Source organism: Streptomyces globisporus (genome assembly GCF_003501885.1).
GTDB lineage: Bacteria > Actinomycetota > Actinomycetes > Streptomycetales > Streptomycetaceae > Streptomyces > Streptomyces globisporus_D.
Genome location: NZ_QWFA01000046.1, coordinates 21,210 through 47,356, shown reverse-complemented (window position 1 = coordinate 47,356; position 26,147 = coordinate 21,210). Strand labels below are relative to the sequence as shown.

Annotated in this window: 17 protein-coding genes, 1 tRNA gene and 1 pseudogene; 9 read left to right on the top strand and 10 right to left on the bottom strand. The window is 72.8% G+C overall.

Going from position 1 to position 26,147, the window contains the following annotated elements; all coding sequences use genetic code 11:
* Positions 1-25: 25 nt before the first annotated feature.
* From D3105_RS11330 to D3105_RS11320, 3 genes are all read right to left on the bottom strand, one after another.
* Positions 26-1,447: a maltokinase N-terminal cap-like domain-containing protein gene (locus D3105_RS11330; protein WP_118902933.1), complete on the bottom strand. Its 1,422-nt coding sequence runs from the start codon at positions 1,445-1,447 to the stop codon at positions 26-28.
* Between the two features lie 228 nt (positions 1,448-1,675).
* A complete protein-coding gene (gene treS / locus D3105_RS11325; protein WP_032779036.1) occupies positions 1,676-3,382 on the bottom strand; it encodes a maltose alpha-D-glucosyltransferase in 1,707 nt (568 codons plus the stop codon).
* A complete protein-coding gene (locus D3105_RS11320) occupies positions 3,379-5,397 on the bottom strand; it encodes an alpha-1,4-glucan--maltose-1-phosphate maltosyltransferase (RefSeq protein ID WP_118902930.1) in 2,019 nt (672 codons plus the stop codon). Before D3105_RS11320 ends, treS begins: the two co-directional genes overlap by 4 nt.
* A gap of 686 nt (positions 5,398-6,083) precedes the next feature.
* Here D3105_RS11320 and glgP point away from each other — a divergent pair.
* Together glgP and D3105_RS36030 are read left to right on the top strand one after the other, a co-directional pair.
* The gene (gene glgP, locus D3105_RS11315) at positions 6,084-8,753 is read left to right on the top strand and encodes an alpha-glucan family phosphorylase (RefSeq protein WP_118902928.1); all 2,670 of its coding nucleotides are present in this window, start codon (positions 6,084-6,086) and stop codon (positions 8,751-8,753) included.
* Positions 8,754-8,870: 117 nt separating this feature from the next.
* Positions 8,871-8,993, top strand: a pseudogene (locus D3105_RS36030) (alginate lyase family protein); the annotation flags it as partial.
* A 93-nt stretch (positions 8,994-9,086) separates the two neighbouring features.
* On the opposite strand, the gene D3105_RS11310 reads toward D3105_RS36030, so the two are convergent.
* A complete protein-coding gene (locus D3105_RS11310; protein ID WP_118902925.1) occupies positions 9,087-11,132 on the bottom strand; it encodes a M4 family metallopeptidase in 2,046 nt (681 codons plus the stop codon).
* Between the two features lie 391 nt (positions 11,133-11,523).
* The gene (locus D3105_RS11305; RefSeq protein ID WP_118902922.1) at positions 11,524-12,114 is read right to left on the bottom strand and encodes a TetR/AcrR family transcriptional regulator; all 591 of its coding nucleotides are present in this window, start codon (positions 12,112-12,114) and stop codon (positions 11,524-11,526) included.
* Positions 12,115-12,237: 123 nt separating this feature from the next.
* Here D3105_RS11305 and D3105_RS11300 point away from each other — a divergent pair, with 123 nt between their 5' ends.
* Together D3105_RS11300 and D3105_RS34540 are read left to right on the top strand one after the other, a co-directional pair.
* Positions 12,238-13,296 (top strand): FAD-dependent oxidoreductase, encoded by a 1,059-nt coding sequence (locus D3105_RS11300; RefSeq protein WP_118902919.1) that lies wholly within the window; start codon positions 12,238-12,240, stop codon positions 13,294-13,296.
* A gap of 78 nt (positions 13,297-13,374) precedes the next feature.
* Positions 13,375-13,494, top strand: a tRNA-OTHER gene (locus D3105_RS34540).
* A gap of 87 nt (positions 13,495-13,581) precedes the next feature.
* Here the strand turns inward: D3105_RS34540 and D3105_RS11295 are convergent.
* On the bottom strand, positions 13,582-15,483 hold the full coding sequence (locus D3105_RS11295) for an SMI1/KNR4 family protein (RefSeq protein WP_118902916.1): 1,902 nt from the start codon (positions 15,481-15,483) through the stop codon (positions 13,582-13,584).
* 75 nt (positions 15,484-15,558) lie between these two features.
* Between D3105_RS11295 and D3105_RS11290 the strand changes: the two genes are divergently transcribed.
* A complete protein-coding gene (locus D3105_RS11290; RefSeq protein WP_118902913.1) occupies positions 15,559-16,272 on the top strand; it encodes a nucleotidyltransferase domain-containing protein in 714 nt (237 codons plus the stop codon).
* A gap of 23 nt (positions 16,273-16,295) precedes the next feature.
* Here the strand turns inward: D3105_RS11290 and D3105_RS11285 are convergent, their stop codons facing one another.
* The 4 genes from D3105_RS11285 to D3105_RS11270 form a co-directional block, all read right to left on the bottom strand.
* Complete coding sequence (locus D3105_RS11285; protein ID WP_240646869.1) at positions 16,296-16,940, bottom strand: phosphatase PAP2 family protein; 645 nt, start codon at positions 16,938-16,940, stop codon at positions 16,296-16,298.
* The gene (locus D3105_RS11280; protein ID WP_425315734.1) at positions 16,937-18,301 is read right to left on the bottom strand and encodes a diacylglycerol/lipid kinase family protein; all 1,365 of its coding nucleotides are present in this window, start codon (positions 18,299-18,301) and stop codon (positions 16,937-16,939) included. Before D3105_RS11280 ends, D3105_RS11285 begins: the two co-directional genes overlap by 4 nt.
* A gap of 73 nt (positions 18,302-18,374) precedes the next feature.
* Positions 18,375-20,258 (bottom strand): ABC transporter ATP-binding protein, encoded by a 1,884-nt coding sequence (locus D3105_RS11275; RefSeq protein ID WP_118902903.1) that lies wholly within the window; start codon positions 20,256-20,258, stop codon positions 18,375-18,377.
* Complete coding sequence (locus D3105_RS11270; protein WP_118902900.1) at positions 20,255-22,171, bottom strand: ABC transporter ATP-binding protein; 1,917 nt, start codon at positions 22,169-22,171, stop codon at positions 20,255-20,257. Before D3105_RS11270 ends, D3105_RS11275 begins: the two co-directional genes overlap by 4 nt.
* A 198-nt stretch (positions 22,172-22,369) precedes the next feature.
* Here D3105_RS11270 and D3105_RS11265 point away from each other — a divergent pair, with 198 nt between their 5' ends.
* From D3105_RS11265 to D3105_RS11250, 4 genes are all read left to right on the top strand, one after another.
* Complete coding sequence (locus tag D3105_RS11265) at positions 22,370-23,287, top strand: ABC transporter ATP-binding protein (RefSeq protein ID WP_118902897.1); 918 nt, start codon at positions 22,370-22,372, stop codon at positions 23,285-23,287.
* Position 23,288: 1 nt separating this feature from the next.
* Positions 23,289-24,089 (top strand): ABC transporter permease, encoded by an 801-nt coding sequence (locus D3105_RS11260; RefSeq protein ID WP_118902894.1) that lies wholly within the window; start codon positions 23,289-23,291, stop codon positions 24,087-24,089.
* Between the two features lie 14 nt (positions 24,090-24,103).
* A complete protein-coding gene (locus D3105_RS11255) occupies positions 24,104-25,393 on the top strand; it encodes a sensor histidine kinase (RefSeq protein WP_118902891.1) in 1,290 nt (429 codons plus the stop codon).
* Positions 25,394-25,484: 91 nt separating this feature from the next.
* Positions 25,485-26,138, top strand: a complete 654-nt coding sequence (locus tag D3105_RS11250) for a response regulator (protein WP_118902888.1) — start codon at positions 25,485-25,487, stop codon at positions 26,136-26,138.
* The last annotated feature ends 9 nt before the right edge of the window (positions 26,139-26,147 follow it).

Sequence of the window (26,147 nt, the reverse complement as noted above, 5' to 3'; positions counted from 1 at the left end):
GCGGCGGGGAGGGGCGAAGGGAGGCTCAGGCCGCCGCGGACTGGGCCAGCCGTTGGATGGCCGCCATCGGCACCGGCAGCCAGTCGGGGCGGTGCCGGGCCTCGTACACCACCTCGTAGACGGCCTTGTCGGTCTCGTGGGCGCGCAGCAGCTCCGGTTCGCCGCGCGGATCGCTGCCCGAGGCCTGCGCGTACCCCTCGCAGTAGGCGGCACGGCAGCGGGCCGCCCACTCCGGGTTCCACGGGCGGTGCGTGCGGGCCGCGTAGTCGAAGGACCGCAGCATGCCCGCGACATCGCGCACCGGGGGTGCGGGCATCCGGCGTTCGGGCAGCGGGCGGGCCGGTTCGCCCTCGAAGTCGATCAGCGACCAGAAGCCGTCGGCGGAGCGCAGCGTCTGTCCGAGATGGAGATCGCCGTGCACCCGCTGCTGGGCCCAGCCGCTGCCCCGGACCCCGAGGTCCGTCACCGCGTCGAACGTGGCGCGCAGCCCCGGGACGTAGGGCACGAGCGCCGGGACCGCCTGGGCGGCGGCCTCCAGCCGCTGGGTCATCTGGGCGACGAGCTGCCGGGTCTGGGTGCCGCGCAGCGCCGGGGTCGGCAGTGCGGCGGCGAGCGCGGTGTGCACCTCGGCGGTGGCCCGGCCCAGCGCCCGCGCCTCGGGCAGGAAGTCGCGGCCCGCGGCGAGCGCGGCCAGCGCGAGCTGCCAGCCGTCGCGCGCCCCCTGCAGGAAGGGCTGGAGGACGCCGAGGGTGAGCGGTTCGGCGCCGGGGGCCTCGAACCAGGCGACCGGGGCGGGCACCCGCTCGCACCCCTCGCCGGTCAGGGCGAGCGGCAGCTCCAGGTCCGGGTTGGTGCCCGGGAAGACCCGCCGGAAGATCTTCAGGATGAACGCGTCCCCGTAGACCAGCGAGGAGTTGGACTGCTCCGCGTCCAGCACTCGGGGCGTGAGGCCGGCCGGGATCTCGGCGGTCCGCTCGAAGCGCAGCGAACCGAGGCTGCCGGGGCGGCGGAACCGCTCCAGCAGCACATCGGCCAGCCGGGGGTCGTGCAGCGCGTCGTACACGGTCCGTCCGGCGAGCGGCCCCCGCTCCACCCGGCCGACCAGGGCTCCGGCGAGCAGCGGCGGCAGGGACGGACGTACCCCCAGCAGCAGTTGGTAGCAGTCGTCGGCCGCCCGGGCCGAGCGGGAGGGCTGCTCGACCCGCAGCAGCAGATGCAGGAGTCCGGGGCCCGCCGTGCCGCCCAGCGGCACCATCTCGGTGGCCGAGACCAGCCGGAAGCCGGTGACCGGTCGGCCCTTGCCGGCGAACCAGCGCTGCCGGGGCAGCCATTCATGGAGCAGCGGAGCGAGGGACGGGAGCAGGGCCCCGTCCGTCGTACTGCCGGTAGTTGCGCTGTTCCTCGTGCTCTTCGCCAGGGCGACGTGAGTGGATGCAGCCTCCGACATGGCATCGCGTCCTTTCCCCGGGCACACAGGATGCGAAGAGTGTCCCGGATTGCGGCAATGGCTGTCCGGCTGTGCGGGACGTGTCGGGAGAGGAAGGTGCTTACGGACTCGAACGGCGGAACCGTGAAGGCCCGGGGCGAGGGACCGAAGAGGGCCCAGGGCCTTTCGTTTCGCTCAGAGTGCCCCGTGCGGGGCGGTGGAAACCGCCCCGCACGCAACAGTCGCCTCTCAGGCCGGCGGCGCGTCCTTGCGCAGCCGGAACCAGTAGAAGCCGTGTCCCGCAAGGGTCAGCAGGTAGGGCCACTGACCGATGGCCGGGAAGCGTACCCCGCCGATCAATTCCACCGGATGACGTCCGTTGAACGATCGGAGGTCCAGTTCCGTCGGCTGCGCGAACCGCGAGAAGTTGTGCACGCACAGGACGAGGTCGTCCTTGTACTCGCGGGTGAACGCCAGCACGGCCGGGTTGGAGGAGGGGAGTTCGGTGTACTCGCCGAGACCGAAGGCCGGATTCTGCTTCCGGATCTCGATCATCCGGCGTGTCCAGTGCAGCAGCGAGGACGGCGAGGCCATCGACGCCTCGACGTTGGTGACCTGGTAGCCGTAGACCGGGTCCATGATCGTGGGGAGGTAGAGCCGCCCCGGATCGCTGGAGGAGAACCCGGCGTTGCGGTCGGGCGTCCACTGCATCGGGGTGCGCACCGCGTCCCGGTCGCCCAGCCAGATGTTGTCGCCCATCCCGATCTCGTCCCCGTAGTAGAGGATCGGGGAGCCGGGCAGCGACAGCAGCAGCGCGGTGAACAGCTCGATCTGGTTGCGGTCGTTGTCCAGCAGCGGGGCGAGCCGCCTGCGGATGCCGATGTTGGCGCGCATCCGCGGGTCCTTGGCGTACTCCGCGTACATGTAGTCGCGCTCTTCGTCCGTGACCATTTCGAGCGTGAGCTCGTCGTGGTTGCGCAGGAAGATGCCCCACTGGCAGTTCTTCGGGATCTCCGGGGTCTTGGCCAGGATTTCGGAGACGGGGTACCGGCTCTCGCGGCGCACCGCCATGAAGATCCGCGGCATCACGGGGAAGTGGAACGCCATGTGGCACTCGTCGCCGCCCGCCTCGTAGTCGCCGAAGTAGTCGACGACGTCCTCCGGCCACTGGTTGGCCTCGGCGAGGAGCACGGTGTCCGGGTAGTTGGCGTCGATCTCCTTGCGGACCCGCTTGAGGAAGTGGTGGGTCTCGGGGAGGTTCTCGCAGTTGGTGCCCTCGCGCTGGTAGAGGTAGGGCACCGCGTCGACCCGGAAGCCGTCGATGCCCAGGTCCAGCCAGAACCGCAGGGCCGCCAGGATCTCCTCCTGGACTGCCGGGTTCTCGTAGTTGAGGTCCGGCTGGTGCGAGAAGAAGCGGTGCCAGTAGTACTGCTTGCGCACCGGGTCGAAGGTCCAGTTGGACGTCTCGGTGTCGACGAAGATGATCCGGGCGTCCTGGAACTGCTTGTCGTCGTCGGCCCAGACGTAGTAGTCGCCGTACGGCCCGTCGGGGTCGGTGCGGGACTGCTGGAACCACTCGTGCTGATCGCTCGTGTGGTTCATGACGAAGTCGATGATGACCCGCATGCCGCGCTGGTGCGCGGCATCGACGAACTCCACGAAGTCGGCGAGATCGCCGAACTCCGGAAGCACGGCGGTGTAGTCGGAGACGTCGTAGCCCCCGTCGCGCAGCGGCGACTTGAAGAACGGCGGCAGCCAGAGGCAGTCGACACCGAGCCACTGGAGGTAGTCCAGCTTGGCGGTGATGCCCTTGAGGTCGCCGATTCCGTCGCCGTTGGAGTCCTGGAAGGACCGGACGAGCACCTCGTAGAAGACGGCTCGCTTGAACCAGTCGGGATCGCGGTCCTTGGCGGGGGTGTCCTCGAACGTGTCGGGGACAGGCTCATTGACGATCATGGTGTGGGTGACCCTCCGGTCGGCGGGGACGGTCGCAGGACCGCGATGTGCGCGGGCGTGATGCCCGGCTCTAGGCGCACATAGAAGTTCCTGCCCCAGTGATAGGTGTCGCCGGTGAGCTCGTCGCGCACCGGTACGCGCTCGTGCCAGGAAAGGCCGAGCCGCTCCATGTCCAACGAGACCGTGGCCTCCTGGGTGTGGTGCGGGTCGAGGTTCACGACCACCAGAACGGTGTTCGGTCCGGAGCGCTTGCTGTAGGCGATCAGCGCTTCGTTGTCGGTGTGGTGGAAGTGGACGTTGCGCAACTGCCGCAGAGCGGGGTGACGCCGGCGGATCCGGTTCAGCGAGGTGATCAGGGGAGTGAGCGTGCGGCCCTCGCGTTCCGCCGACTCCCAGTCTCTCGGGCGCAGTTCGTACTTCTCCGAGTGCAGGTACTCCTCGCTCCCCGGCTTGACCGGGGTGTTCTCGCACAGCTCGAATCCCGCGTACACGCCCCAGGAGGGGGCCAGCGTCGCGGCCAGCACCGCCCGCGCCTCGAAGGCCGGGCGGCCGCCTTCCTGGAGGTAGCCGGGAAGGATGTCGGGGGTGTTCACGAAGAAGTTGGGCCGCATGTAGGAGGCGGCGTCCCCGGCCAGCTCCGTGACGTACTCGGTCAGTTCGTGCTTGGTGTTGCGCCAGGTGAAGTACGTGTACGACTGCTGGAAGCCGATTGCGCCCAGGGTGTGCATCATCGCCGGGCGGGTGAACGCCTCCGCCAGGAAGATGACGTCGGGGTCGGTGCCGTTGATCTCCTCGATGACCTTCTCCCAGAACACCACCGGCTTGGTGTGCGGGTTGTCGACCCGGAAGATACGCACACCGTGGTCCATCCAGAAGCGCAGGATTCTTGACGTCTCCGCCACCAGACCGCGCATGTCCTTGTCGAAGGCGATCGGATAGATGTCCTGGTACTTCTTCGGCGGGTTCTCGGCGTACGCGATCGAACCGTCGGCGCGGTGGTGGAACCAGTCCGGGTGCTCCTTGACCCACGGGTGGTCCGGCGAGCACTGGAGCGCGAAGTCCAGCGCGATCTCCATCCGCAGATTGCGGGCGGTCGCCACGAAGTGGTCGAAGTCCTCCAGCGTGCCCAGCTCCGGGTGGACCGCGTCGTGCCCGCCGTCCGGCGAACCGATCGCCCACGGCACGCCCGGGTCGTGCTCCCCGGGCGTCAGGGTGTTGTTCGGGCCCTTGCGGTGGGTCGTCCCGATCGGGTGGATCGGTGGCAGGTACACCACGTCGAACCCCATCGCGGCGACCGCCGGCAGCCGCTCGGCGGCCGTCCGGAAGGTGCCGCTGACCAGCCGGGTCGGCGCGTCCGGCGAGGTGTCCGCCGGGTCCACCGGCACCCGCTTCGCCCCCTCGGAGCGAGGGAACAGCTCGTACCAGGATCCGAACAGCGCCCGCTCGCGCTCCACCCGGACCGCCAGCGGCTTGGAGCGGGTGATCAGTTCGCGCAGCGGATAGCGGGCCAGCACCGCGTCGGCGGCCGGGGTCAGCGCGGCGGCCAGCCGGGCGGCCGCCGGGTGGGCGGTGTCGCGCAGCGCGTCCACCGCGGCCAGCACCGCCTCGCGGCCGTGCTTCTTCGGCACGCCCGTGGCGGCCCGCTCCAGCAGCGCCGCGCCCTCGGCCAGCACCAGGTCCGTGTCGATGCCCGCCGGGATCTTGATCGCGGCGTGGTGCCGCCAGGTCGTGACCGGATCGCTCCAGGCCTCCACCGTGTACGTCCAGCGGCCCTCGGCGTCCGGGGTGATCTCCGCACCCCACCGGTCCGTGCCCTGCGCCAGCTCCCGCATCGGGGTCCACGGGCCGACGCGCCCGCTCGGATCGCGCAGGACGACATTGGCGGCCACCGCGTCATGGCCTTCGCGGAAGACGGTGGCGGTGACCTGGAAGGTCTCACCGACGACGGCCTTCGCCGCCCGTCTGCCGCAGTCGACGAGAGGACGGACGTCCAGGACGGGAATACGACCGATCATGGAATCACCTGAGGGCTGGAGGAGCTCGGCGTGCAGGGAGGACGGCACGGGCGCGGAGGACCGACCGCGTGTGCCGCGAAGACGGGGATCTGTCCTTTGTAGCTGCTCAGCTGTCTGCTGACGGGCTGTGGGCATGGCCGCTCCTGTCCGCGTTCACTCGAATGGCACTCGAATGGGTGGGTCGCGGGGGTTTCGTGCATGTTTCGGGATGCACGGGAGAACGTGTGCGGGCCGGGTCGTGCCGTGTACCGGGGAAGCCTTCCCCGCGTCGGCGGGTGGGAAATCCGGCGCCGTGTTAACTACTCGGTCGTAACGGGCCGCTCGGGCCCCGCCGCACGCGGCGCGCACGCCCCGCCGGGCGCAGGAGACCCGAAGCGCCCCCACGGGTTCCGGATACCCGTTCTGCGGCGCCACACGGCAGCCTTCCCTGTGGCAGTGAGGTCCACAAGGCTGCGTACGGGAGGGAAATCGGCCAAACCCCCAGGTGGGAGGAGTGACGGGGGATCACGGGTGGGGTGCGTGGGGCATCTGCGGGGAGGCGCGCGGCGTACGGGCCCCGGACCGGGCGCGCCCTCCGCGCGCCGTGGCAGCCCGCCACGGACGGCCGCTACCGTCAGGGGTGACGGAAGGGACGCACACCGTGGTGCGTCCGCTCGGATGCGCAAGTCCCCTGTAAAGGTGGAGCAGTGAAGGCCATTCGTCGATTCACCGTGCGTCCTGTCCTCCCCGAACCCCTTCGACCCCTCCACGACCTCGCGCGCAACCTGCGCTGGTCGTGGCACACCGAGACCCGCGAGCTCTTCCGGGCCGCCGACCCCGAGGGCTGGCGGCCCGCGGACGCCGACCCCGTACGCCTGCTCGGCTCGCTGTCCGCCGGGCGGCTGACCGAACTGGCCGGGGACGCGGAGTACCTCGGCCGCCTCACCGCGGCCTCCGCCGATCTGGCGGAGTATCTGGACGGCCCCCGCTGGTACCAGGAACAGCGGGCCGCCGGAGCCGAACTCCCCTCCGCCATCGCCTACTTCTCACCCGAATTCGGTGTCACCGCCGCCCTGCCCCAGTACAGCGGCGGCCTCGGCATCCTGGCCGGCGACCACCTCAAGGCCGCCAGCGACCTCGGCGTCCCGCTCATCGGCGTCGGGCTGCTCTACCGGCACGGCTACTTCCGCCAGACCCTCTCGCGCGAGGGCTGGCAGCAGGAGCACTATCCCGTCCTCGACCCCAACGAACTCCCGCTCGACCTGGTCCGCGAGGCCGACGGCACCCCCGCCCGGGTCGTCCTCGCCCTGCCCGGCGGACGCTCGCTGCACGCGTGCATCTGGCTGGCCCGGGTCGGCCGCGTGCCGCTGCTCCTCCTCGACTCCGACGTCGAGGAGAACGCCCCCGGCGAACGCGACGTCACCGACCGGCTCTACGGCGGCGGCAGCGACCACCGCCTCCTCCAGGAGATGCTGCTCGGCATCGGCGGCGTGCGCGCCGTGCGCACCTGGTGCCGACTGACCGGCACCCCGGAGCCGGAGGTGTTCCACACCAACGAGGGCCACGCCGGCTTCCTCGGCCTGGAACGGATCCGTGAACTCATCCTCACCGGACTCGACTTCGAGCCCGCCCTCGAAGTGGTCCGGGCCGGCACCGTCTTCACCACCCACACCCCGGTGCCCGCCGGCATAGACCGTTTCGACCGGGGGCTCGTCGCCCGCCACTTCGGCGACGAGGGCGAACTGTCCGGCGTACCCGTCGAGAAGATCCTGCCGCTCGGCACCGAGACCTACCCCGGCGGCGAGCCGGAGCTGTTCAACATGGCGGTGATGGGCCTCAGGCTCGCCCAGCGCGCCAACGGCGTCTCCACCCTGCACGGGGCGGTCAGCCGGGAGATGTTCTCCGGGCTCTGGCCGGGCTTCGACCCCGCCGAGGTGCCCATCACCTCCGTCACCAACGGGGTCCACGCCCCGACCTGGGTCGCCCCCGAGGTGTTCCGCCTCGGCGCGGGCCAGATCGGCGAGGGCCGCGCCCACCAGGTGCTGGCCGGCGGCCCGGTGGCCGACGAGGCCTCCGCGCAGACCGGCACGCCCCGCCGCTGGGACGCCGTGACCGCCATCGGCGACCAGGAGATCTGGGACCTGCGCCGGGACCTGCGCGGCCGGCTCGTCACCGAGGTCCGCCGCCGCCTCTACGCCTCCTGGCGCAGGCGCGGCGCGGGCACCGCCGAGCTGGGCTGGATCGACGGCGTCCTCGACCCGGACATCCTGACCATCGGCTTCGCCCGCCGCGTCCCCTCGTACAAGCGGCTGACGCTGATGCTGCGCGACCGCGACCGGCTGCGGGGGCTGCTGCTCCACCCGACGCACCCGATCCAGATCGTCGTCGCCGGCAAGGCCCACCCGGCCGACGACGGCGGGAAGCGGCTGGTGCAGGAGCTGGTGCGGTTCGCGGACGACCCGCGCGTGCGTCACCGCATCGTGTTCCTGCCCGACTACGGCATGGGCATGGCGCAGAAGCTCTACCCGGGCTGCGACGTCTGGCTCAACAACCCGCTGCGCCCGCTGGAGGCCTGCGGCACGAGCGGGATGAAGGCCGCGCTCAACGGCTGCCTCAACCTGTCGGTGCGCGACGGCTGGTGGGACGAGTGGTTCGACCCGGACTTCGGCTGGGAGATCCCCACCGCCGACGGCTCCGCGGTCGACGAGGACCGCCGGGACGAACTGGAGTCGAACGCCCTCTACGCCCTGATCGAGGACCGGGTCGCCCCGCGCTTCTACGACCGGGGAGCGGAGGGGTTGCCGGACCGGTGGATCGAGATGGTCCGCTCGACCCTGGTCAACCTGGGCCCGAAGGTGCTCGCCGGGCGGATGGTGCGCGAGTACGTGGAGCGCCTGTACGCCCCCGCCGCACAGGCCCGCCGGGCACTGGAGCCCGCGGTGGCGCAGGATCTCGCCGCGTGGAAGGCCAAGGTCCGGGCGGCCTGGCGCGGGGTCTCCGTCGACCACGTGGAGACGGTCACCGGGGACGCCGCGGGCGGTTCGGCGGAGCTGGGGGCCACCCTGGCGCTGCGCGTGCGGATCGCGCTCGGCGGCCTGGATCCGGACGACGTGGAGGTCCAGGTGGTCGCGGGCCGGGTCGACTCCGGCGACGCCATCGCGGATGCCCAGACCTTCCCGCTGAAGCCGGCGGGCGGTCAGGACCTGGAGGACCGCTGGCTGTACGAGGGCCCGCTCACCCCGGACCGGACGGGGCCGTACGGCTACACCGTGCGCGTCCTGCCCGCCCACCGGCTGCTGGCCAGCAGCGCCGAACTGGGCCTGGTCGCCCTGCCGACCGAGGCGACGGGGGAGGGCGGGGGCGTGCTGATGCGCTGAGCGCGCGTCATCGCGGACCCGAGGGGCCCGGCACCCACGCGATGCCGGGCCCCTGCGCGTGGGCCGGTGGTTCCTTCGTGGGGTGAACACAGAACCTTGACGTGCCCATACAACGGCGCCAACCGCCTGGGTCACGCGATGACCACCACGCAGACCCTGACCGAGCGGCAGCGGCCCGCCGGGTCCAACAACCTGTTCGTCGCCCGGGAGACCCTGACCCACGCGAACAACCCGGCCTGACGCGGCCTTTCGCACCATGACGAACGGCCCGGAAGAGGTCTCCCTCTTCCGGGCCGTTCGGTCACAGCGGATGGATCGGTCGGATCCGGCGGATCAGAAGGTCAGTCTGAAGCTGTTGATCTTTCCGGTGTCCTGGCGGGCCACGTCCTGGACCTTCAGCTTCCAGACCCCGTTGGCCACCTCGGACGAGGCGTTGACCGTGTAGGTCGCCACCACGTTGTCCGCCGAGTCACCGGAGGAGGAGTTCTTCAGCCGGTAGGCCGTGCCGTCCGGGGCCACCAGGTCGACGACCAGGTCACCGCGCCAGGTGTGCGAGATGTTCACGTCCACCTTGAGGGCGCTCGGCGCGTTGCCGGCGACACCGGAGACGGTGACCGCGCTGGTGACGGCCGCACCGGCGTCCGGGATGTTCACCGCGGTGGTGTTCTCGAACACCTTGCCGCCCGGGTCGGGGTCGCCGCCGCCGGGGCGGGCGCCCACGTTGATGCCGGCCCAGGCGTGGGCCACGGCCGCGTACTCGGGGCTGGTGGCCCCGTACAGCTCACTGGCGACCGCGAGCGTGCCGGTGCGGGCGGCGGCGTAGTTGGTCGTCGAGGTGAACTTCGTGGTGAGCGCCTTGAACCAGATCTGCAGCGCCTTGTCCCGGCCGATGCCGGTCACCGGGAGGCCGTCGGAGGTCGGCGAGTCGTAGTTGACGCCGTTGACGGTCTTGGCGCCGCTGCCCTCGGAGAGCAGGTAGAACCAGTGGTTCGCCGGGCCCGAGGAGTAGTGGACGTCGACGTTGCCGATGCCCGAGTACCAGTAGTCCTTGGACGAGCCGTCCTTCGAGGGCTTGTCCATGTAGCGCAGCGGCGTCCCGTTGCCGCGGATGTCGATCTTCTCGCCGACCAGGTAGTCGCCCGGGTCCGCGGCGGTGTCGGAGTAGAACTCCACACCCGCGGCGAAGATGTCGGAGGTGGCCTCGTTGAGACCGCCGGACTCGCCGCTGTAGACGAGCTTGGCGGTGACCGAGGTCAGACCGTGCGTCATCTCGTGGGCGGCCACGTCGAGCGAGGTCAGCGGCTTGACGTTGCCGCTGCCGTCGCCGTACGTCATGCAGAAGCAGCTGTCCTGCCAGAACGCGTTGACGTAGTTGTTGCCGTAGTGGACGCGGGAGTACGCCCCGACGCCGTCACCGCGGATGCCGGAGCGGCCGTGCACGTTCTTGTAGTAGTCCCACGTCTCCGCGGCGCCGTAGTGGGCGTCCGCGCCGGCGGTCTCGGCGTTCTGCGGAGTGCCGTCGCCCCAGATGTCGTCCGGGCCGGAGAAGAGCGTGCCGGTGCCGGAGGTGCCCCGGTTCAGGTTGTACGTCTTGTGGTTGCCGCGCGCGGTGTCGGTCAGGGTGTACGAGGGCGCGGTGCCCAGGGTGACCTGGCCGTTGTACTGCGTGTTTCCCGTGCCGTTGTGGACGGCCTGCCACTCGTAGAGCTTCTCGCCCGAGGTGGCGTCGGTGAGCACGTGCAGCTCGTTCGGGGTGCCGTCGTGCTGGAGTCCGCCGACTACGGTCTCGTACGCGAGCTGCGGGGAGCCGCCGCCCAGCCAGACCACCTTGCGCGGGGCGTTCTCCGCCTTCTTGGCCTTCGAACCCTCGGCCTTGGCCGCGCCGAGCGCCTGCTTCTCGGCGGCGGCCGGGGCCACGTCGGCGGTCAGGCCGACGGCCTTCAGCTGCGCGCTGGTCGCCTTCGACGCCTTGCTGACGCCCTCGGTCCGCCCGGCCGCGGACTCCTTGACCACGAGGTCGCCGCCGAGGACGGGGAGCCCGTCGAGGGTGCGCTCGTAGCGGGTGTGCGTGGTGCCGTCGCGGTCCTGGACCACGTCACGGACCACGAGCTTCTCGGTGGACCCGAGACCGAGCTCCTTGGCGGTTGCGGCCTTCGTGGCGTTCGCCTCGCTGAGCAGCTCCGCGCGCTGGGCGGGGGAGAGCTTGGCGGGCAGGGCGCCCGGGTCGGCCTTCGTGCCGGCGGTGATGCCGCCGAGCGGGGCCGCGGCGGGGGCGGAGGTGGCGGTCGCGGCACCGGACGGGACGGCGACGGCGATGAGGGCTGCTGCGGCTATCAGAGCGCCGGTCGCGGTGGCGCGACGGCTGGGCGTGGATCTCACGCGGACTCCTTCTGCGAGGGGGGTACCGGGCGGCCTGGAGGGCCGTCCGGACGGTGCAGGCGGTGCGCAGAACGGGGGAAGAGTGTCAGCCGACGACCGTGTCTGTCAGGAGCGCGTCAATAACTTGGCCGGTTTTCGTTCGTTGCCGGAAAGGTCATGTTCGTTAAGCGGACGTTTCGCCGATCATTGCCGCAGTGTTACCAGGCGTTCTGGAGCCCGGTATTCACAGGGTGGTCACAGGTTTCGTGCGCGAAGGTCACCGGGCGGGCGCGGGCGGGAAGAGGCGTGATGACCGTCAGATGAGACGGCGTCGGGTTCTGGCCAGATCCGCGCGCCGGAATGTGCCGGTCCGTCAGGGTGCGGAGATCCCTTCGGGATCGGGGTGCGGGCTTCAGGCGGTCGAGTCCGGTGGGTACACCGTGTCCAGGAGGTCGCGCACGAAGCGGTCCGGGTCGTCGAGCCCCGCCGCCGCGAGCGTGCCGGGCCCTTCCGTCAGGAGGTGCGGGACCGCCGCGTGCAGGGCGAGGGTCACGACGGCGGCCCGCTGCGGGGTCACGGGCAGTCCGGCGGCGCGCTGGGCCAGCTCGAAGCCCGCGAAGTCGCCGCTCGCCATCGGGTCGAGGATGCCGGAGAGCCAGGGTCGCCGGGTCGCCTCGGCCTGGAGCTCCAGCACCGCGAGGAGACGGGCGCGCCCCGGCCCCGCGACGTTCTCCAGGAGCGAGCGGAAGAGGGCCACCAGCCCCTCGCGGTCCGCGGGGCCCGGGCCGGCGGTTAGCTGTTCGGTGAGCGCCAGGTACTGCTCCAGGCAGCGCTCCGCCACCGCGCGGAGGACGGCGTCCCGGGTCGGGAAGTAGTTCTTGGTGGTGCCGGAAGGCACCTCGGCGGCCTGGTCCACGGCTCGGTGCGTCAGCCCGCGCCCGCCGTCCCGGGCCAGCACCTCGATCGCCGCGTCCCGCAGCCGGTCCCGCCGGTCCGGATTCACCCGCGCTCGCTCCCTCGTCCCCGCCTCGTATCCGCTGCCCGTCCTTGCCGATACTACCCCAGCCGTGGTACCACGGATGTGGTGGTTCTTTCGGGTGGGGCCTACGAGCTTCGGGAGCGCGACATGACAGGGACGGCGACGGTGGTCGGCGCAGGCATCGGCGGACTGGCGACCGCGATCGGCCTCCGCCGCGCGGGCTGGAGCGTGACGGTGCTGGAGCGCCGCACGGAACTGGAGCGGTACGGAGCGGCCTTCGGCATCCACCCCACCGCACAGTCCGCGCTCGACCGCCTCGGTGTCGGCGACGCCCTGCGCGAGCACGCCGTGCCCTACCGCGACGCGCACATCCGCACCCCGGACGGCACGTCGATCGCCCGCCTCCCGCTGGAACGCATCGAACGCAGGGCGGGCCGCCCCGAACTCCTCATCTCCCGCCCGTACTTGCTCGACGCACTGCTCGCGGGCCTGGACGCCTTCGGTGACGTACCGGTCAAACTCGGCGAGCGGGTCACCGACGTGGACGCCCTCGCCGCCGGGCAGGACCTGGTGATCGGCGCCGACGGCATCCGCAGCGCCGTCCGCACCGCCCGCTTCGGCGACCGCAGCGGCCCGCGCGAGGTCGGCACCGTCGCCTGGATCGGCATCGCCGACATCGAGAGTCCGGTGCACGGCGAGACCTGGGGGAGCGGCCGCTTCTTCGGGCTGACCCCGGTCGAACCGGGCCGCACCAACTGGTACGCCACCGCCCCCGAGGCCACCACGGCCGACGAGCTGCGCGGCCTCTTCGCCGGCTGGCACGACCCGATCCCGCGCATCCTGGCCGCCACCGATCCGGCGACCTGGATCCGCTACGAGATGCGCCACCTGCACCCGGCACTGCCGTCCTTCGTCTCCACCGCCGCCTCGGGCCGGGTGGCGCTGGTCGGCGACGCGGCCCACGCCATGACGCCCAACCTGGGCCAGGGCGCCTGCACCGCGATCCTTGACGCCGACGCCCTGACCCGCGCACTCGCCGCCGCGCTCCCGGGCCCGGCGGGCGTCGCCGGTGCCCTGCGCGCCTACGACCGCGAACGCCGCCGCAGCGCCCAGCGGACCGCGTTCGCCTCCCGGACCCTGCACCGCTTCATGAGCACGGAACGCACCCGGCTGCGGGACGCGGCGGTGCGGCTGCTGCCGGGGTGAGGACGGCGAATCCGGTCGCCCGGACCCGGCCGCGCCCCTACGATCGGCGGACCGGGATCACGTGGTCCCGCAGGGTGCGGTGCCGTGGCCGAGCGGTCCAAGGCGATCGTCGCGGGGGAGGTCCACCCCGCGGCGACTCGATGAGGCAGGGGCGGACCTGTCCCGTCTCGTCCGCGGGTTCGAATCCCGTCGGCATCGCACCCGCCCCGCCCGCGTGCCCGGTCCGGCCGGGCCGGTGCACGGTCTACGCGCTGTACGAGCGCCCTGCCGCCGCCGGTTCGGGCCTCACTCGAACCTGGTCACGGTGAAAGTCTCCCCGTCCTGCGGCGGCCGGATCCAGGAGCGGGTGGTGAACATGTGCAGCCGCCCCCACGTGATCGCGTGGCGCGGCAGATGGACTCCGAACTCGCCGGCTATCGCCTCCAGCAGCGCCCGTTCCGTCCCGATGGCCGTCTCCGTTCCGACGGGCTCCATCCGGGAGGTGAAGAACCGGCCCGGGTCCAGGGCCGGTGGGATCGGCCCCGTCCGCCGCACCTCTCCGTCCGCGTACGTGAAGGCGTACAGCTCCGCACCGCTCTGCGCCACGGAGAGGTGGAAGAACGGGTCCCCGTGCCCGTCCCGCAGACCGCCCCACACGACCACAGCGCGGCCGTCCGCGCAGGCGGCAGCGGCCGGAGAGACGAACAGCCGCGGTGCGAGACGCGGGCGGCTGCCGTCGAAGGCGAAGCTCCAGCGAGCGCCTGCCCGGCCGACCGCAACGAGGGCCCTGTCCTCGAATCCGGAGAACTCCCGCCGCCCGCGGAGCGACCGACTGTGCGCTTCGTGGAAGGTCATGGGCTCGTCCAGCGCGGTCCCGTCCGCGAGGCGTCCGGGCAGATCCTGCGGCTCCACCCCTTCGACCAGGACGAAGCGGTAGGACGTGTGGTCGCCGGGGGCGTCCGGGTCGGCGAGCCAGGACAGGCCCGTCGGATCGGAAGGGGTCGCCTCGCCCCGTGGCTCGCCCGCCTGCCCGCCCCTGGGAGCGGACAGCAGCGCGCGGCCCCGCTCCGGGGTCAGCAGCGGGCCGAGCAGTGGATCGGCCACCCAGCCCAGCGGCGCCAGATGGTCGGGCCCCAGCGGCTGCCACAGCGGCAGGGCGTCCAGCATCGTCCGCCACGCCCCGTCGGTGTCGCCCCACCGCGCCGACTCCCGGGCCCGGTCGACCGCCTCCCCGAACGGCCCGGCCGCCGTGTAGCGGTACGTGCCCGAGCGCACCTGCTCCAGCAGCGTGTGCGCCAGCGCCACCACGTCGTCGGTTGCTCCCCTCAGGCTGTACTTCAGCCCGGAGTCGTCCCGGTGTCGGTGCCTCGCGTAGTCGGCGACCAACGGCGGGAGCAGTTCGACGGCGTACCGGGGGTCGATCGCCAGGTCCTGGTAGGACAGGTCCGTCTGCCCGAGCAGGCGGCGTATCTGGTCGCCCAGCCCGTCGGCCCTCGGTCTGCCGTACTCCTTCGCCTCGTCCAGCGCCCGCCCGGCCCGCTCCCAGTCGCCGCCCAGCGCCCACAGCCGGGCCTCCTCCACCTGGGCGTCCAGCCGCCGCGCCGTGGCGTTGACGAACTCCGGCTCCCCGTCCGCCGGACGGGCCCGCAAGCGGTGGAACTCCCGGTGCATGGCCCGCATGAACGTGGCGAAGTCCGGGAACCGCTCGGGCGGTTCGGCCCGCCAGCTCGCCCAGGTGTACACGGCCCACTCGCCGTTCTCGTCCACGTCCTCGGGATCCAGCACGACACTCATCGCGTCGGACTCGACGTCGAGCTGGAGCCCGCGGCGCCAGACCGCCACGTCCCGCAGCTCCTCGGGGGTGGGGTCCTCGTCCAGGTACTCCTCGAACATCGCCGCGAGCCCGGACGCGTCGTTGTGCCAGCGGGCCTCCCCGGTCCCCGCCAGCAGGGTGATGAAGCCGCCCGCGTGTCGCCACCCGTCGCTGACGGCGAGGAACTCCCGGTACGACGGGGGCATCCGCCGGCCGAGGCGCTCCTCCAGGGCCGCTATCCGGTCCTCGGCCGCCGCCGGGAACCCCAGCCAACGATCCCGCCGCGCGGTCTCGTCCTCCCGCGCGTGCGTCCCGTCGTCGGACAGGGAATCCGACCACTCCCCGCTCCAGTCGCGCAGGAACGGTTCCCAGGTGAATGGCGTCGCCTCCGTCATACGACCGATGCTGCCACCCGCCACTGACAGCGCCCCGCGACGCCCGGCCCACGCGGGGCCCGGCAGAGTGGGGGGATGGACGTACTCGATGTTGCCCGTGCCTTTGTCCTGGAACGCCACCCCGACGCCCGCGCCGCGTTCCTCGGCGGCAGTGTCCTGACGAGCCGCCGCACCGCCCGGTCCGACCTGGACGTCGTCGTCCTGCTCGACGGCCCGCCCGCCCCGTACCGCGAGAGCCTGCGGTACGGGGACTGGCCGGTGGAGCTGTTCGTGCACACCGAGGACTCCTGGCACGGCTTCGTGACCCCGGAGATCGCGCAGCGGAAATCGCCCCTGCTGTGCATGTGCGCCGACGGGGCGTTGCTGCTCGACGCCGACGGGACAGGGGCACGGATGGCGGAGACGGCGAAACGCCTCGCGGCCGCGGGCCCGCCCCCGGTCACCGACACGGCACTCGAGGACGCCCGGTACGCGCTGACGGACCTGCTCGACGACTTCGGCGCCGTCACGGACGTGGGGGAGCGGCTGTTCGTCGTGGCCGAACTCGTCCGGCGGACCGGCGAGCTGGCGTTGCTGACCCACGGCACGTGGCTCGGCGGCGGCAAGTGGCTGGCCCGGCGCCTCGAACCGGTCGCACCGGACCTTCCGGCGCGCCTGGACGAGGCGGCGCGGGCCGCGCTGCGCGGCGCACCGGAGAGCCTCACCTCACTGGTCACGGAGGTCCTCGACGCGGCGGGCGGCCCCATCTGGGAGGGGTACCGCCGCAGCGGACCGCGGAAGACGGCCTGAACCCCGGGTGCAGCTCCCCGCTGTCAGCAGGGTCCTCCCCAAGACAGACCTCTGCGCAGCCGGCGTGCCGTGACCGCGCTCGCGACGCCGAGGGCCGCGCCCGCGGTCACGTCGCCGGGGTAGTGCACGCCGGTGTGGACGCGGGAGTAGGCGACGGCGCTCGCCAGGCTCCAGAGCGGCAGCAGGGCCCCCGGCAGGACGGTGCCGGCTCCGATGGCGAAGGCGACGGCCGACGCGGTGTGGCCGGACGGGAAGGAGGCGGAAGCGGGCATGGGGACCTGGCGTGCGACCGTGACCCGGGCCGCCTCCCGGTCGGGGCGCCGCCGCCGGACCAGGCGTTTGGCGAGCAGGTTCGCGGAGGCGGAGGCCACGGCGACCGCGCCGAGCCCCGCACAGGCCGCCTGCCGGGGCCGTCCGGGGAAGACGGCGAGCCCCGCGGCGATGCCCAGCGAGAGCTTGGAGTGGTCGGCCGCCCGGGACAGCCGCCGCAGCGCCGTGTCCAGCGTGGGCGTGGGCGTCGTGGCCACCGCCGCGTACACCGCACCGTCGATGGCGCGCAGGTCGCGCAGCGCGGCGGCGACGATGGCCCCCACGGGCCCGGCCCGGCGCGACCCGCCCGTCTCGTCGTGGGGAACACCGGTGGCACCGTGCCCGTCCGCCGCCCTCATCGCGCACGCCCCAGGGCCAGCGCCGTGATCCAGCGCCAGTTCAGCGGTGAAGCCGGCGCCACCGTGCCCGGCCGGGTGCGGGGGACCAGGACGCGCAGGGCCCGGTGGCGGACCGTACAGACGACCGGGGCGGGCAGCGTCAGCGCCTCACCGTCCACCGCGACCGGAATCGCGTCTTCCGGGGCCGACACCTCGACTCCGCGCACCGTCGCGAAGACGACGCCCTGCGCGTGTGCGCCCCGCACGGCGAGGTCGGCGGCCTGGGCCGCGCCCTCCACGCGCACGGCGATCACCCCGAGCTTGCCGCGGTCCAGGCGCGGCCGCAGACCCGCGGCGAGCGGATCGGGCCTGGCATAGGGGTTGTTGGTGACGAGGACGGCCTGCTGTCCGGTGAGCAGCTTCGCGCCGACGGCCGCGTCGAGGCGCCTGCCCTCCGCCCCGAGCAGGTCGGGCAGCAGCGCGAGCGCGGTCCCCGCTTTCGCGTCGCGGTACTCGGGCTGCTGCACGATATCCGCGTACGCCCCGAAGGACACGGTGTTGACGAAGGGCCGCCCGTTCACGATGCCCAGGTCGACGCGGAGTTCCTCGCCGTCGGTCAGCGCGTCCAGACAGCGGGCCGGGTCGGCGCGGTCGAGGCCGAGGTCCATGGCGAAGTGGTTGCGCGTGCCCGCCGAGATCACCAGGAACGGCAGCCCGTGATCGGCCGCGACCCCCGCGACCAGCGCCTGGGTGCCGTCACCGCCGGCCACGCCGAGCAGGTCGGCACCGTTCGCGGCGGCCTCGCGCGCCAGCTCCTCCACATCGGTCCCGCCGCCCTCGGGGTCGAGCAGGTGCACCCGCGCACCGAGCCGTTCGGCCTTCTCCACGAGGCCGAAGCGGCCGACCTTCCCGCCGCCGGAGCGCGGATTCATGATGAGGAAGGGCTGCCGCGGCCGCCTTCCGGCGTGGCCGCGCACCACGTACGCCTTGCCGTGCGCGCGCATCGCCGCCCGGCCGCAGACCAGGGCCAGGCCGTACAGCACCAGGGCGAGCAGCGCCCAGACCCAGACGCCCCGGCAGATGTAGTACACGAGCACCGCCACCGGCGCGGCGACCGCGAGCAGGGCGCCCAGCAGGCGGGGCAGCCCGCGCAGGGAGAGCAGCCACCACAGGCCCGCGGCGGACAGGACAAGACCCGCGAGCCCGGCGACGAAGACCAGCACCCCGACGTCGACGAGCGCGAGGCACAGCACCGCGACCACGGCCGCGAGCGCCACCAGCGCGCACCGGGCCAGGAACCGGGCAGCTCCCCGCCAGGGCCGACGACCGGTCACGCGTACCACCTCCGGTCCGATTCTCGACGATGCCGCCCGGCCCGGCATCCGGGGCCGGGCCGGACGCGCCGGCGCCGCGCGCGGGCCCCCGGAACCGGGGCTCCCGGACGCCGCCCCCCTCTCAGCTCAAGCTGTCCCTCCACGTCCGGTGCAGCCCCGCGAACCGCCCCGTCCCGCCGATCAGTTCCGCGGGCGCGCCGTCCTCCACGATCCGGCCGTGCTCCATCACCAGCACCCGGTCCGCGATCTCCACGGTCGAGAGCCGGTGGGCGATCACCACCGCCGTGCGGCCGTGCAGCACCGTGTCCATGGCCCGCTGGACCGCGCGCTCGCCGGGGATGTCCAGGGAGCTGGTCGCCTCGTCCAGGATCAGCACCGACGGGTTCGCCAGCAGGGCGCGGGCGAACGCCACCAACTGGCGCTGGCCCGCCGAGATCCGGCCGCCCCGCTTGCGTACGTCGGTGTCATAGCCGTCCGGGAGCGCCGCGATGAAGTCGTGTGCGCCGATCGCCTTCGCGGCGTGCTCGATCTCCTCGCGGGTGGCGTCCGGGCGGCCGATCGCGATGTTCTCCGCGACCGTCCCGGAGAACAGGAACGCCTCCTGCGTCACCATCACCACGCCCCGGCGCAGCTCGGCGGTGGACAGGTCGCGCAGGTCCGTGCCGTCCAGCAGGACCCGGCCCTCGGTCGGGTCGTAGAAGCGGGCCAGCAGCTTGGCCAGCGTCGACTTGCCCGCGCCCGTGGAGCCGACGACCGCCACCGTCCGGCCCGCCGGGATGCGCAGGTCGAAGGCGGGCAGCACCTCACCGCCCGTACGGTAGGCGAACCGCACCCCGTCGAACACGACCTCCCGGCCCGGGAGGTCGCCCGAGCGCGGCGGCAGTTCGGTGGGGTGGTCGGTCTCGGGGACGTTCGGCGTCTGGGCCAGCAGGCCGGCGATCTTCGTCAGCGAGGCCGCCGCCGACTCGTAGGAGTTGAGGAACATCCCCAGCCGGTCGATCGGGTCGTACAGCCGGCGCAGATACAGCACCGCCGCCGCCAGCACCCCCAGCGCCAGCGTCCCCTCCGCCACCCGGTAGGCGCCCCACAGCACCATGCCGGCCACCGCCGTGTTCGCGATCAGCCGGGAGCCGACGACATAGCGGGCCATCTCCAGGATCGCGTCGCCGTTCGACCGCTCGTGGCGGGTGTTCAGCTCCGTGAAGGCGGCGTCGTTGCTCCGCTCCCGGCGGAACGCCTGGACCGGGCGGATGCCGTTCATCGTCTCCGCGAACTTCACGATCACCGCCGCGATCGCCGTGGACCGCGCCGTGAACGCCACGGACGCCCGCCGCCGGTACATCCGGACCATCAGATACAGCGGTACGAAGGAGAGCGTGGCGATCGCGCCGATCCCCAGGTCCAGCCAGAGCAGCACCACGGCGATCGACACGAACGAGAGGACCACGCCGATCAGTTCCTGGAGCCCCTCGCTCAGCAGCTCCCGCAGCGACTCCACGTCCGTCGTCGAGCGCGAGATCAGCCGGCCCGAGGTGTAGCGCTCGTGGAAGTCGATGCTGAGCGCCTGCGCGTGCCGGAAGATCCGGCCGCGCAGCTCCAGCAGGACGTCCTGGTTGATCCGCGCGGTCGCCCGGATGAAGCCGTACTGGAGGACGCCCGCGCCGACCGAGCAGAGCGCGTAGCCGACGGCGACCGCGACCAGCGGGCCGTAGTCGTGGTCCCGGAACGCCGGAACCCCGCTGTCGATCGCGTACGCCACGAGCAGAGGGCCCGCCTGCATCGCCACCTGCTGCACCACCAGCAGCAGGGCCGCCACCGCGACCCGGCCGCGCATCGGGGCCAGCAGCGAGAACAGCAGCGCCAGGGTCGCCCCGGGCGGCGCGGGCAGGTCGTCCTGGTCGAACGGGTCGCCGGAGGGCCGTGGTTCGGGCGCGCCCGGGCCCTCCTTCCGCAGGCCGTCGTCCTCGGCCGCGGGAAGCGAGGCGTCGTCGGTGGTCGTGGTCATCGGGCACTGCCCTCCTCGGCGGGAACCTGCTGGGCGGGGGCGCTCTTCGGCGCGGCGGGGTGCGGTGCGGCGTCGTCGTGCCCGGGCCCGTGGCCGGCGTCGAAGGCCCCGACGCTCCTGGGCGCCGCCACCGGGCCGTCCGCCCCGCCGGACCCCGCGCCCGACATCAGCCAGGCGTACTCCGCGTTGTCGCGCAGCAGCTCCTGATGCGTGCCGACCGCGGCGATCCGGCCCCCGGACAGCAGCGCCACCCGGTCCGCCAGCATCACGGTCGACGGGCGGTGCGCCACGACCACCGCCGTCGTCCGCGCCAGGACCTTCCGCAGCGCGGCCTCCACCAGCGTCTCCGTGTGCACGTCCAGCGCTGAGAGCGGGTCGTCCAGCACCAGGAAGCGCGGCTCGCCGACCACCGCCCGGGCCAGCGCCAGGCGCTGGCGCTGGCCGCCGGAGAGGCTCAGGCCCTGCTCGCCGACCTCCGTGTCCAGCCCCTGCGGCAGCTCGTGCACGAAGTCGGCCTGGGCCACCGACAGCGCCCGGCGCACCTGCTCCTCGTCCGCGTCCGCCGCGCCCATCGTCACGTTCTCGCCGACCGTCGCGGAGAACAGCGTCGGCTCCTCGAACGCCACCGACACCAGCTCCCGCAGCCGCGAGCGCTCCATCGTGGCGATGTCCTCGCCGTCCAGCGTGATCCGCCCGCCGGTCACCTCGTGCAGCCGGGGCACCAGCGCCGTCAGCGTCGTCTTGCCCGACCCCGTACCCCCGACGAGGGCCAGCGTCTCACCGGGCCGGATGTGCAGATCGATGCCGGACAGGACGGGCGGGGAGTCCGGGTCCGCGTCCGGGTAGCGGAACGCGACGCCCTCGAACACCATCCCCGACGCGGTGGCCGGTGCGCCCTCCCGTCCGGCGACGGCGCCCCGCTCCTCCGCCACGTCCATCACCTCGAAGTACCGGTCGGTGGCGGTCGCCGACTCCTGGCTCATCGCCAGCAGGAAGCCGATCGACTCCACCGGCCAGCGCAGCGCGAGCGCCGTGGACAGGAACGCCACCAGCGTGCCCGCCGACAGCGTCCCGTCCGCCACCTGGATCGTGCCGAGCACCAGCGCCGCGCCGATCGCCAGCTCCGGGATGGCGGTGATCAGCGCCCAGATCCCGGCGAGCAGCCGGGCCTTGCCCAGCTCCGTGTCGCGCAGCCGGTGCGCCAGCGCCTTGAACGCCCGTGCCTGGCTGCGGTGCCGGCCGAAGCCCTTGACGATGCGGATGCCCAGGACGCTCTCCTCGACGACCGTGGTGAGGTCGCCGACCTGGTCCTGGGCCCGGCGCGCGACCACCGAGTACTTCGTCTCGAACAGCGAGCACAGGATGACCAGCGGCACCGCGGGCGCCAGCAGCACCAGACCGAGCGTCCAGTCCTGGGCGAACAGAAGGACGAACCCGACGAGGATCGTCGCCGTGTTGACGACCAGGAAGGTCAGCGGGAACGCCAGGAACATCCGCAGCAGCATCAGGTCCGTCGTCCCGCGCGACAGCAGCTGACCCGAGGCCCAGCGGTCGTGGAACGCGACCGGCAGCCGTTGCAGATGGCGGAAGAGGTCCGCCCGCATCGCCGCCTCGACCCCGGCCAGCGGCCGCGCCACCAGCCACCGACGGAACCCGAACAGCAGCGCCTCCGCGATGCCGAGCAGCAGCAGATACAGCGCCCCCAGCCACACCCCGCCCGGATCGCGGTCGGCGACCGGGCCGTCCACCATCCACTTCAGGACCAGCGGGATCACCAGGCCCAGACAGGACGCCAGGATCGCCACGAAGGCGGCCGTGAACAGGCGCACCCGCACGGGTCGGACATAGGGCCACAGACGCAGGAGGGAGCGCACGGCGGACCGGTCCGTGCGCTCTGCAGGCATTTTGGGCATCAGGGCCGAGCCTACGTTTCACCACTGACATCGGGCCTCCCAATTTCCGGCCGCCCGCCGCCCGCTCACCCCCCGCTCCCTCTCCGTTCGACCGGTCCGGTCGCACCCGGTCGTACTCCGCCGTCAACCGATCGGCTGATACGACGTCGAGCGTGACGGCGGATACCGGCCCGGTCCGCCCGCCGGAACCCTGAGGGCATGGCAATCATCGAAGTCACCGGGGTGCGCAAGACCTACGCGGGCCGCGACGTGGTCGACGGCGTCTCCTTCTCCGTCGAGGAGGGCGAGATCTTCGGCATCCTCGGCCCCAACGGGGCGGGCAAGACCACCACCGTCGAATGCGTGGAGGGCCTGCGCATCCCCGACGCCGGCACGGTCCGGGTCGCCGGGCTCGACCCCGTCGCCGACCACGACCGGGTGACCCGGCTGCTCGGCGCCCAGCTCCAGGAGAGCGAGCTCCAGGCCAAACTGACCGTACGGGAGGCGCTGGAGCTCTACGCCGCGCTCTACCCGGCCCCCGTCGACTGGCGGCCGCTCGCCGACCGGCTCGGTCTGACCGACCGGCTCTCCACCCGGTTCGCGAAGCTCTCCGGTGGCCAGAAACAGCGGCTGTTCATCGCCCTCGCCCTGATCGGCGACCCGAAGGTCGTCGTGCTCGACGAGCTGACCACCGGGCTCGACCCGCGCGCCCGCCGCGACACCTGGAAGCTCATCGAGGAGATCCGCGACGGCGGGGTGACCGTCCTGCTCGTCACCCACTTCATGGAGGAGGCGCAGCGCCTCTGCGACCGGATCGCCGTCATCGACCGGGGCAAGGTCGTCGCCCTGGACACCCCGGCCGGGCTGATCCGGCAGGCCACCGGCTCCACCGTCCTCTCCTTCATCCCCTCCCGGGCGCTCACCGGCCCCGACCTCACCCGGCTCACCGCACTTCCCGGCGTCGCGACCGTGACCCCGCCCGACCGCGAGGGGACGCTCACGCTGCACGGCACCGACGAGACGGTCACCCCGTTCGTCGCCCTGCTCGCCGAGCTCGGCGTCACCGCCCTGCGGCTGCGCATCACCGAGACCAGCCTCGACGAAGCCTTCCTCGACCTCACTGGACAGGACGTCTGACATGCCGACCGAGAACACCACCGCACCGGCCACCGCCCCCGGGTTGCCCGCCGCCCGGCGACGCGGTCCCGCGGCCGCCGTCCTGATCGCCGAGACCAGGCTCTTCCTCCGCGAACCGGGCAACCTGTTCTGGATTTTCGCCTTCCCCTCCGTCCTCCTGGTGATCCTCGGCTTCATCCCCGCCTTCAAGGAGGCGCAGGACGACCTCGGCGGACGGCGCGTCATCGACCTGTACGTCCCCATCTCGATCCTGCTCGCCATGATCACGGCGGCGGTCCAGGCGATGCCGCCGGTCCTGACCGCCTACCGCGAGCGTGGCATCCTGCGCCGGATGTCCGTCACTCCGGTGCGGGCCTCAGCCCTGCTCTCCGCCCAGATCCTGCTGCACGGCGCGGCCTGCCTCGCCTCCGCGCTCCTCGTCACCGCCGTCGGCCGGATCGCCTACGGGGTCGCGCTGCCCGAACAGCTCCCCGGCTACCTGCTGGCGCTGCTGCTCGCCGTCGCCGCCGCGCTGACGCTGGGCTCCACGATCTGCGCCGTGGCGCGCACTTCGAAGGCGGCCACCGCGGTCGGCACGGGCGCGTACCTGGTGATGATGTTCAGCGCCGGGGTGTGGCTTCCCGTGCAGGCGATGCCCGACGTTCTGCGCCGCATCGTCGAGATCACCCCGTTCGGGGCCGCATCCCAGGCGCTGGAGCAGGCCGCGTCCGGGAGCTGGCCGGGCTGGATCCACCTCGGGATCCTCGCCCTGTGGACGGTCGGTCTGGGCGCTGCGGCCGCTCGACTCTTCCGGTGGCAGTGACGGAGACTGCGCGCATGACGCAGCCGCCCTGCTCCCCCTACCCGTCCGGCGCGACGGGGCCCCGCACGATCGAGGACCGCTGGGAGCAGTTCTACCGGTACGGGCCCTACGCCGTCCTCACCCTCACCACCCTCGTCGGGGCCGTCGCCGCCGACCTGATCATGACCCGTACCGAGATGTACGCCGCCGGGGTCCTGGTCGCGGTCGCATACGGGCTCCAGGTCTGGTGGGGCCGGACCCGCCCCCGTACCGTGCCGGGCGCCCCGGCCGGGGCGGCCTACTACACCGCCCGGACCGTCCTCGCCTTCACCCTGTCCTGGCTCAACCCGTTCTTCGCGATCTACGCGGCCCTCGGCTACTTCGACGTCGAACCCCTGCTCCCCAAGCGCTTCGTCCGCGCCGGGCTGCTCGCCACCGCCCTCACCCTCGCCGGTTCGCAGAGCGGGGGACTGCCGCCCGCCACCCTGATGAACTGGGTCGCCCTCGGCGCGCTCTACCTCGTCAACTCCGCCCTCGCCCTCTTCTTCTGGCACGTCGGCATGCGCGAGGAGGAGAAGGCCCGCATCCAGGTCGCGACCATCGCCGAACTGGAGCGCACCAACCTCCGGCTGGAGCAGGCCATGGCCGAGAACGCGGCCCTGCACGCCCAACTCCTCGTTCAGGCACGGGAGGCCGGGGTCGACGACGAGCGGCGCCGGCTCGCCGCCGAGATCCACGACACCCTCGCCCAGGGCCTCACCGGGATCATCGCCCAGCTCCAGGTCGTCGCCTCGCTCACCGACCGCGACCCGGAGACCGCCCGCCTCCACCTCGACCGGGCCGCCGCCCTCGCCCGCCGCAGCCTCGGCGAGGCCCGCCGCTCCGTGCACAACCTGGCCCCCGCCGCCCTGGAACACGACGAGCTGCCCGGGGCACTGGAGAAGACCGTCGCGGCCTGGGCCGAACAGCACCGCGTCCGGGCCGACTTCACCGTCACCGGCACCGTCGAACCGGTCCACGACGAGATCGCCGCCACCCTGCTGCGCATCGCGGGCGAGGCGCTGGCGAACGCCGCGCGGCACGCCGGGGCGTCCAGGGTCGGCGTGACACTGTCCTTCATGGACGACGAACTGACCCTGGACGTACGGGACGACGGCCGCGGCTTCGACCCGGCGGCCGCCGCCCCGGCGAGCCGCACCGGCGGCTTCGGCCTCGGCGGCATGCGGGCCCGCGCGGAGCGCATCGCCGGCGCGGTCGAGGTCGAGGCGGAACCGGGCGGCGGCACGGCGGTGTCGGCCAGGGTCCCGCTGGTCAGGCACCCGTGAACGGCCCTGCGGTGCAACCGGATCGGGCACCCGTGATCCGCCCCGCCGCAGGCCCTGGTCAGACACCCGTGAGCCCCCGTACGGTGCGATCATGACCGAGACCCCCGCCCGTACCGTCACCCTCGTCGTCGTCGACGACCACCCGGTCGTCCGGGACGGGCTGCGCGGCATGTTCACCGCCGCCCCCGGCTTCGAGGTGCTCGGCGAGGCGGCCAACGGCGTGGAGGCGCTCTCCGTCGTCGACGAACTCGACCCCGACGTCGTCCTGATGGACCTGCGGATGCCCGGCGGCGGGGGAGTGGCGGCCATCGCGGAGCTCACCCGGCGCGGCGCCCGCTCGAAGGTCCTGGTGCTGACCACGTACGACACCGACTCCGACACCCTCCCCGCGATCGAGGCCGGCGCGACCGGCTACCTCCTCAAGGACGCGCCGCGCGACGAGCTGTTCGCCGCCGTCCGGGCCGCCGCCGACGGGCGCAGCGTCCTGTCGCCCGCCGTCGCCTCCCGGCTGATGACCCGGGTCCGCACCCCCGCCGCCGACCCCGCCGAGACCGCCCTGTCGGCCCGGGAGCGGGAGGTGCTGGTCCTGGTGGCGCGGGGCACCACCAACCGGGAGATCGCCGCCGAACTGTTCATCAGCGAGGCGACCGTGAAGACCCACCTCACCCATGTCTTCGCCAAACTGGGCGCCAAGGACCGGGCCGCGGCCGTCGCCGTCGGCTACGACCGGGGCATCCTCGGCTGAGCCCTCCCG

Coding starts and splice junctions, on each gene's coding strand:
- D3105_RS11285 (WP_240646869.1), bottom strand. CDS start 16,940: ATGAGGGCGGCGGACGGGCACGGTGCCACCGGTGTTCCCCACGACGAG.
- D3105_RS11260 (WP_118902894.1), top strand. CDS start 23,289: ATGCCGACCGAGAACACCACCGCACCGGCCACCGCCCCCGGGTTGCCC.
- D3105_RS11250 (WP_118902888.1), top strand. CDS start 25,485: ATGACCGAGACCCCCGCCCGTACCGTCACCCTCGTCGTCGTCGACGAC.
- treS (WP_032779036.1), bottom strand. CDS start 3,382: ATGATCGTCAATGAGCCTGTCCCCGACACGTTCGAGGACACCCCCGCC.
- D3105_RS11290 (WP_118902913.1), top strand. CDS start 15,559: ATGGACGTACTCGATGTTGCCCGTGCCTTTGTCCTGGAACGCCACCCC.
- D3105_RS11300 (WP_118902919.1), top strand. CDS start 12,238: ATGACAGGGACGGCGACGGTGGTCGGCGCAGGCATCGGCGGACTGGCG.
- D3105_RS11275 (WP_118902903.1), bottom strand. CDS start 20,258: ATGACCACGACCACCGACGACGCCTCGCTTCCCGCGGCCGAGGACGAC.
- D3105_RS11255 (WP_118902891.1), top strand. CDS start 24,104: ATGACGCAGCCGCCCTGCTCCCCCTACCCGTCCGGCGCGACGGGGCCC.
- D3105_RS11280 (WP_425315734.1), bottom strand. CDS start 18,301: ATGCCGGGCCGGGCGGCATCGTCGAGAATCGGACCGGAGGTGGTACGC.
- D3105_RS11330 (WP_118902933.1), bottom strand. CDS start 1,447: ATGTCGGAGGCTGCATCCACTCACGTCGCCCTGGCGAAGAGCACGAGG.
- D3105_RS11320 (WP_118902930.1), bottom strand. CDS start 5,397: ATGATCGGTCGTATTCCCGTCCTGGACGTCCGTCCTCTCGTCGACTGC.
- D3105_RS11265 (WP_118902897.1), top strand. CDS start 22,370: ATGGCAATCATCGAAGTCACCGGGGTGCGCAAGACCTACGCGGGCCGC.
- D3105_RS11270 (WP_118902900.1), bottom strand. CDS start 22,171: ATGCCCAAAATGCCTGCAGAGCGCACGGACCGGTCCGCCGTGCGCTCC.
- D3105_RS11295 (WP_118902916.1), bottom strand. CDS start 15,483: ATGACGGAGGCGACGCCATTCACCTGGGAACCGTTCCTGCGCGACTGG.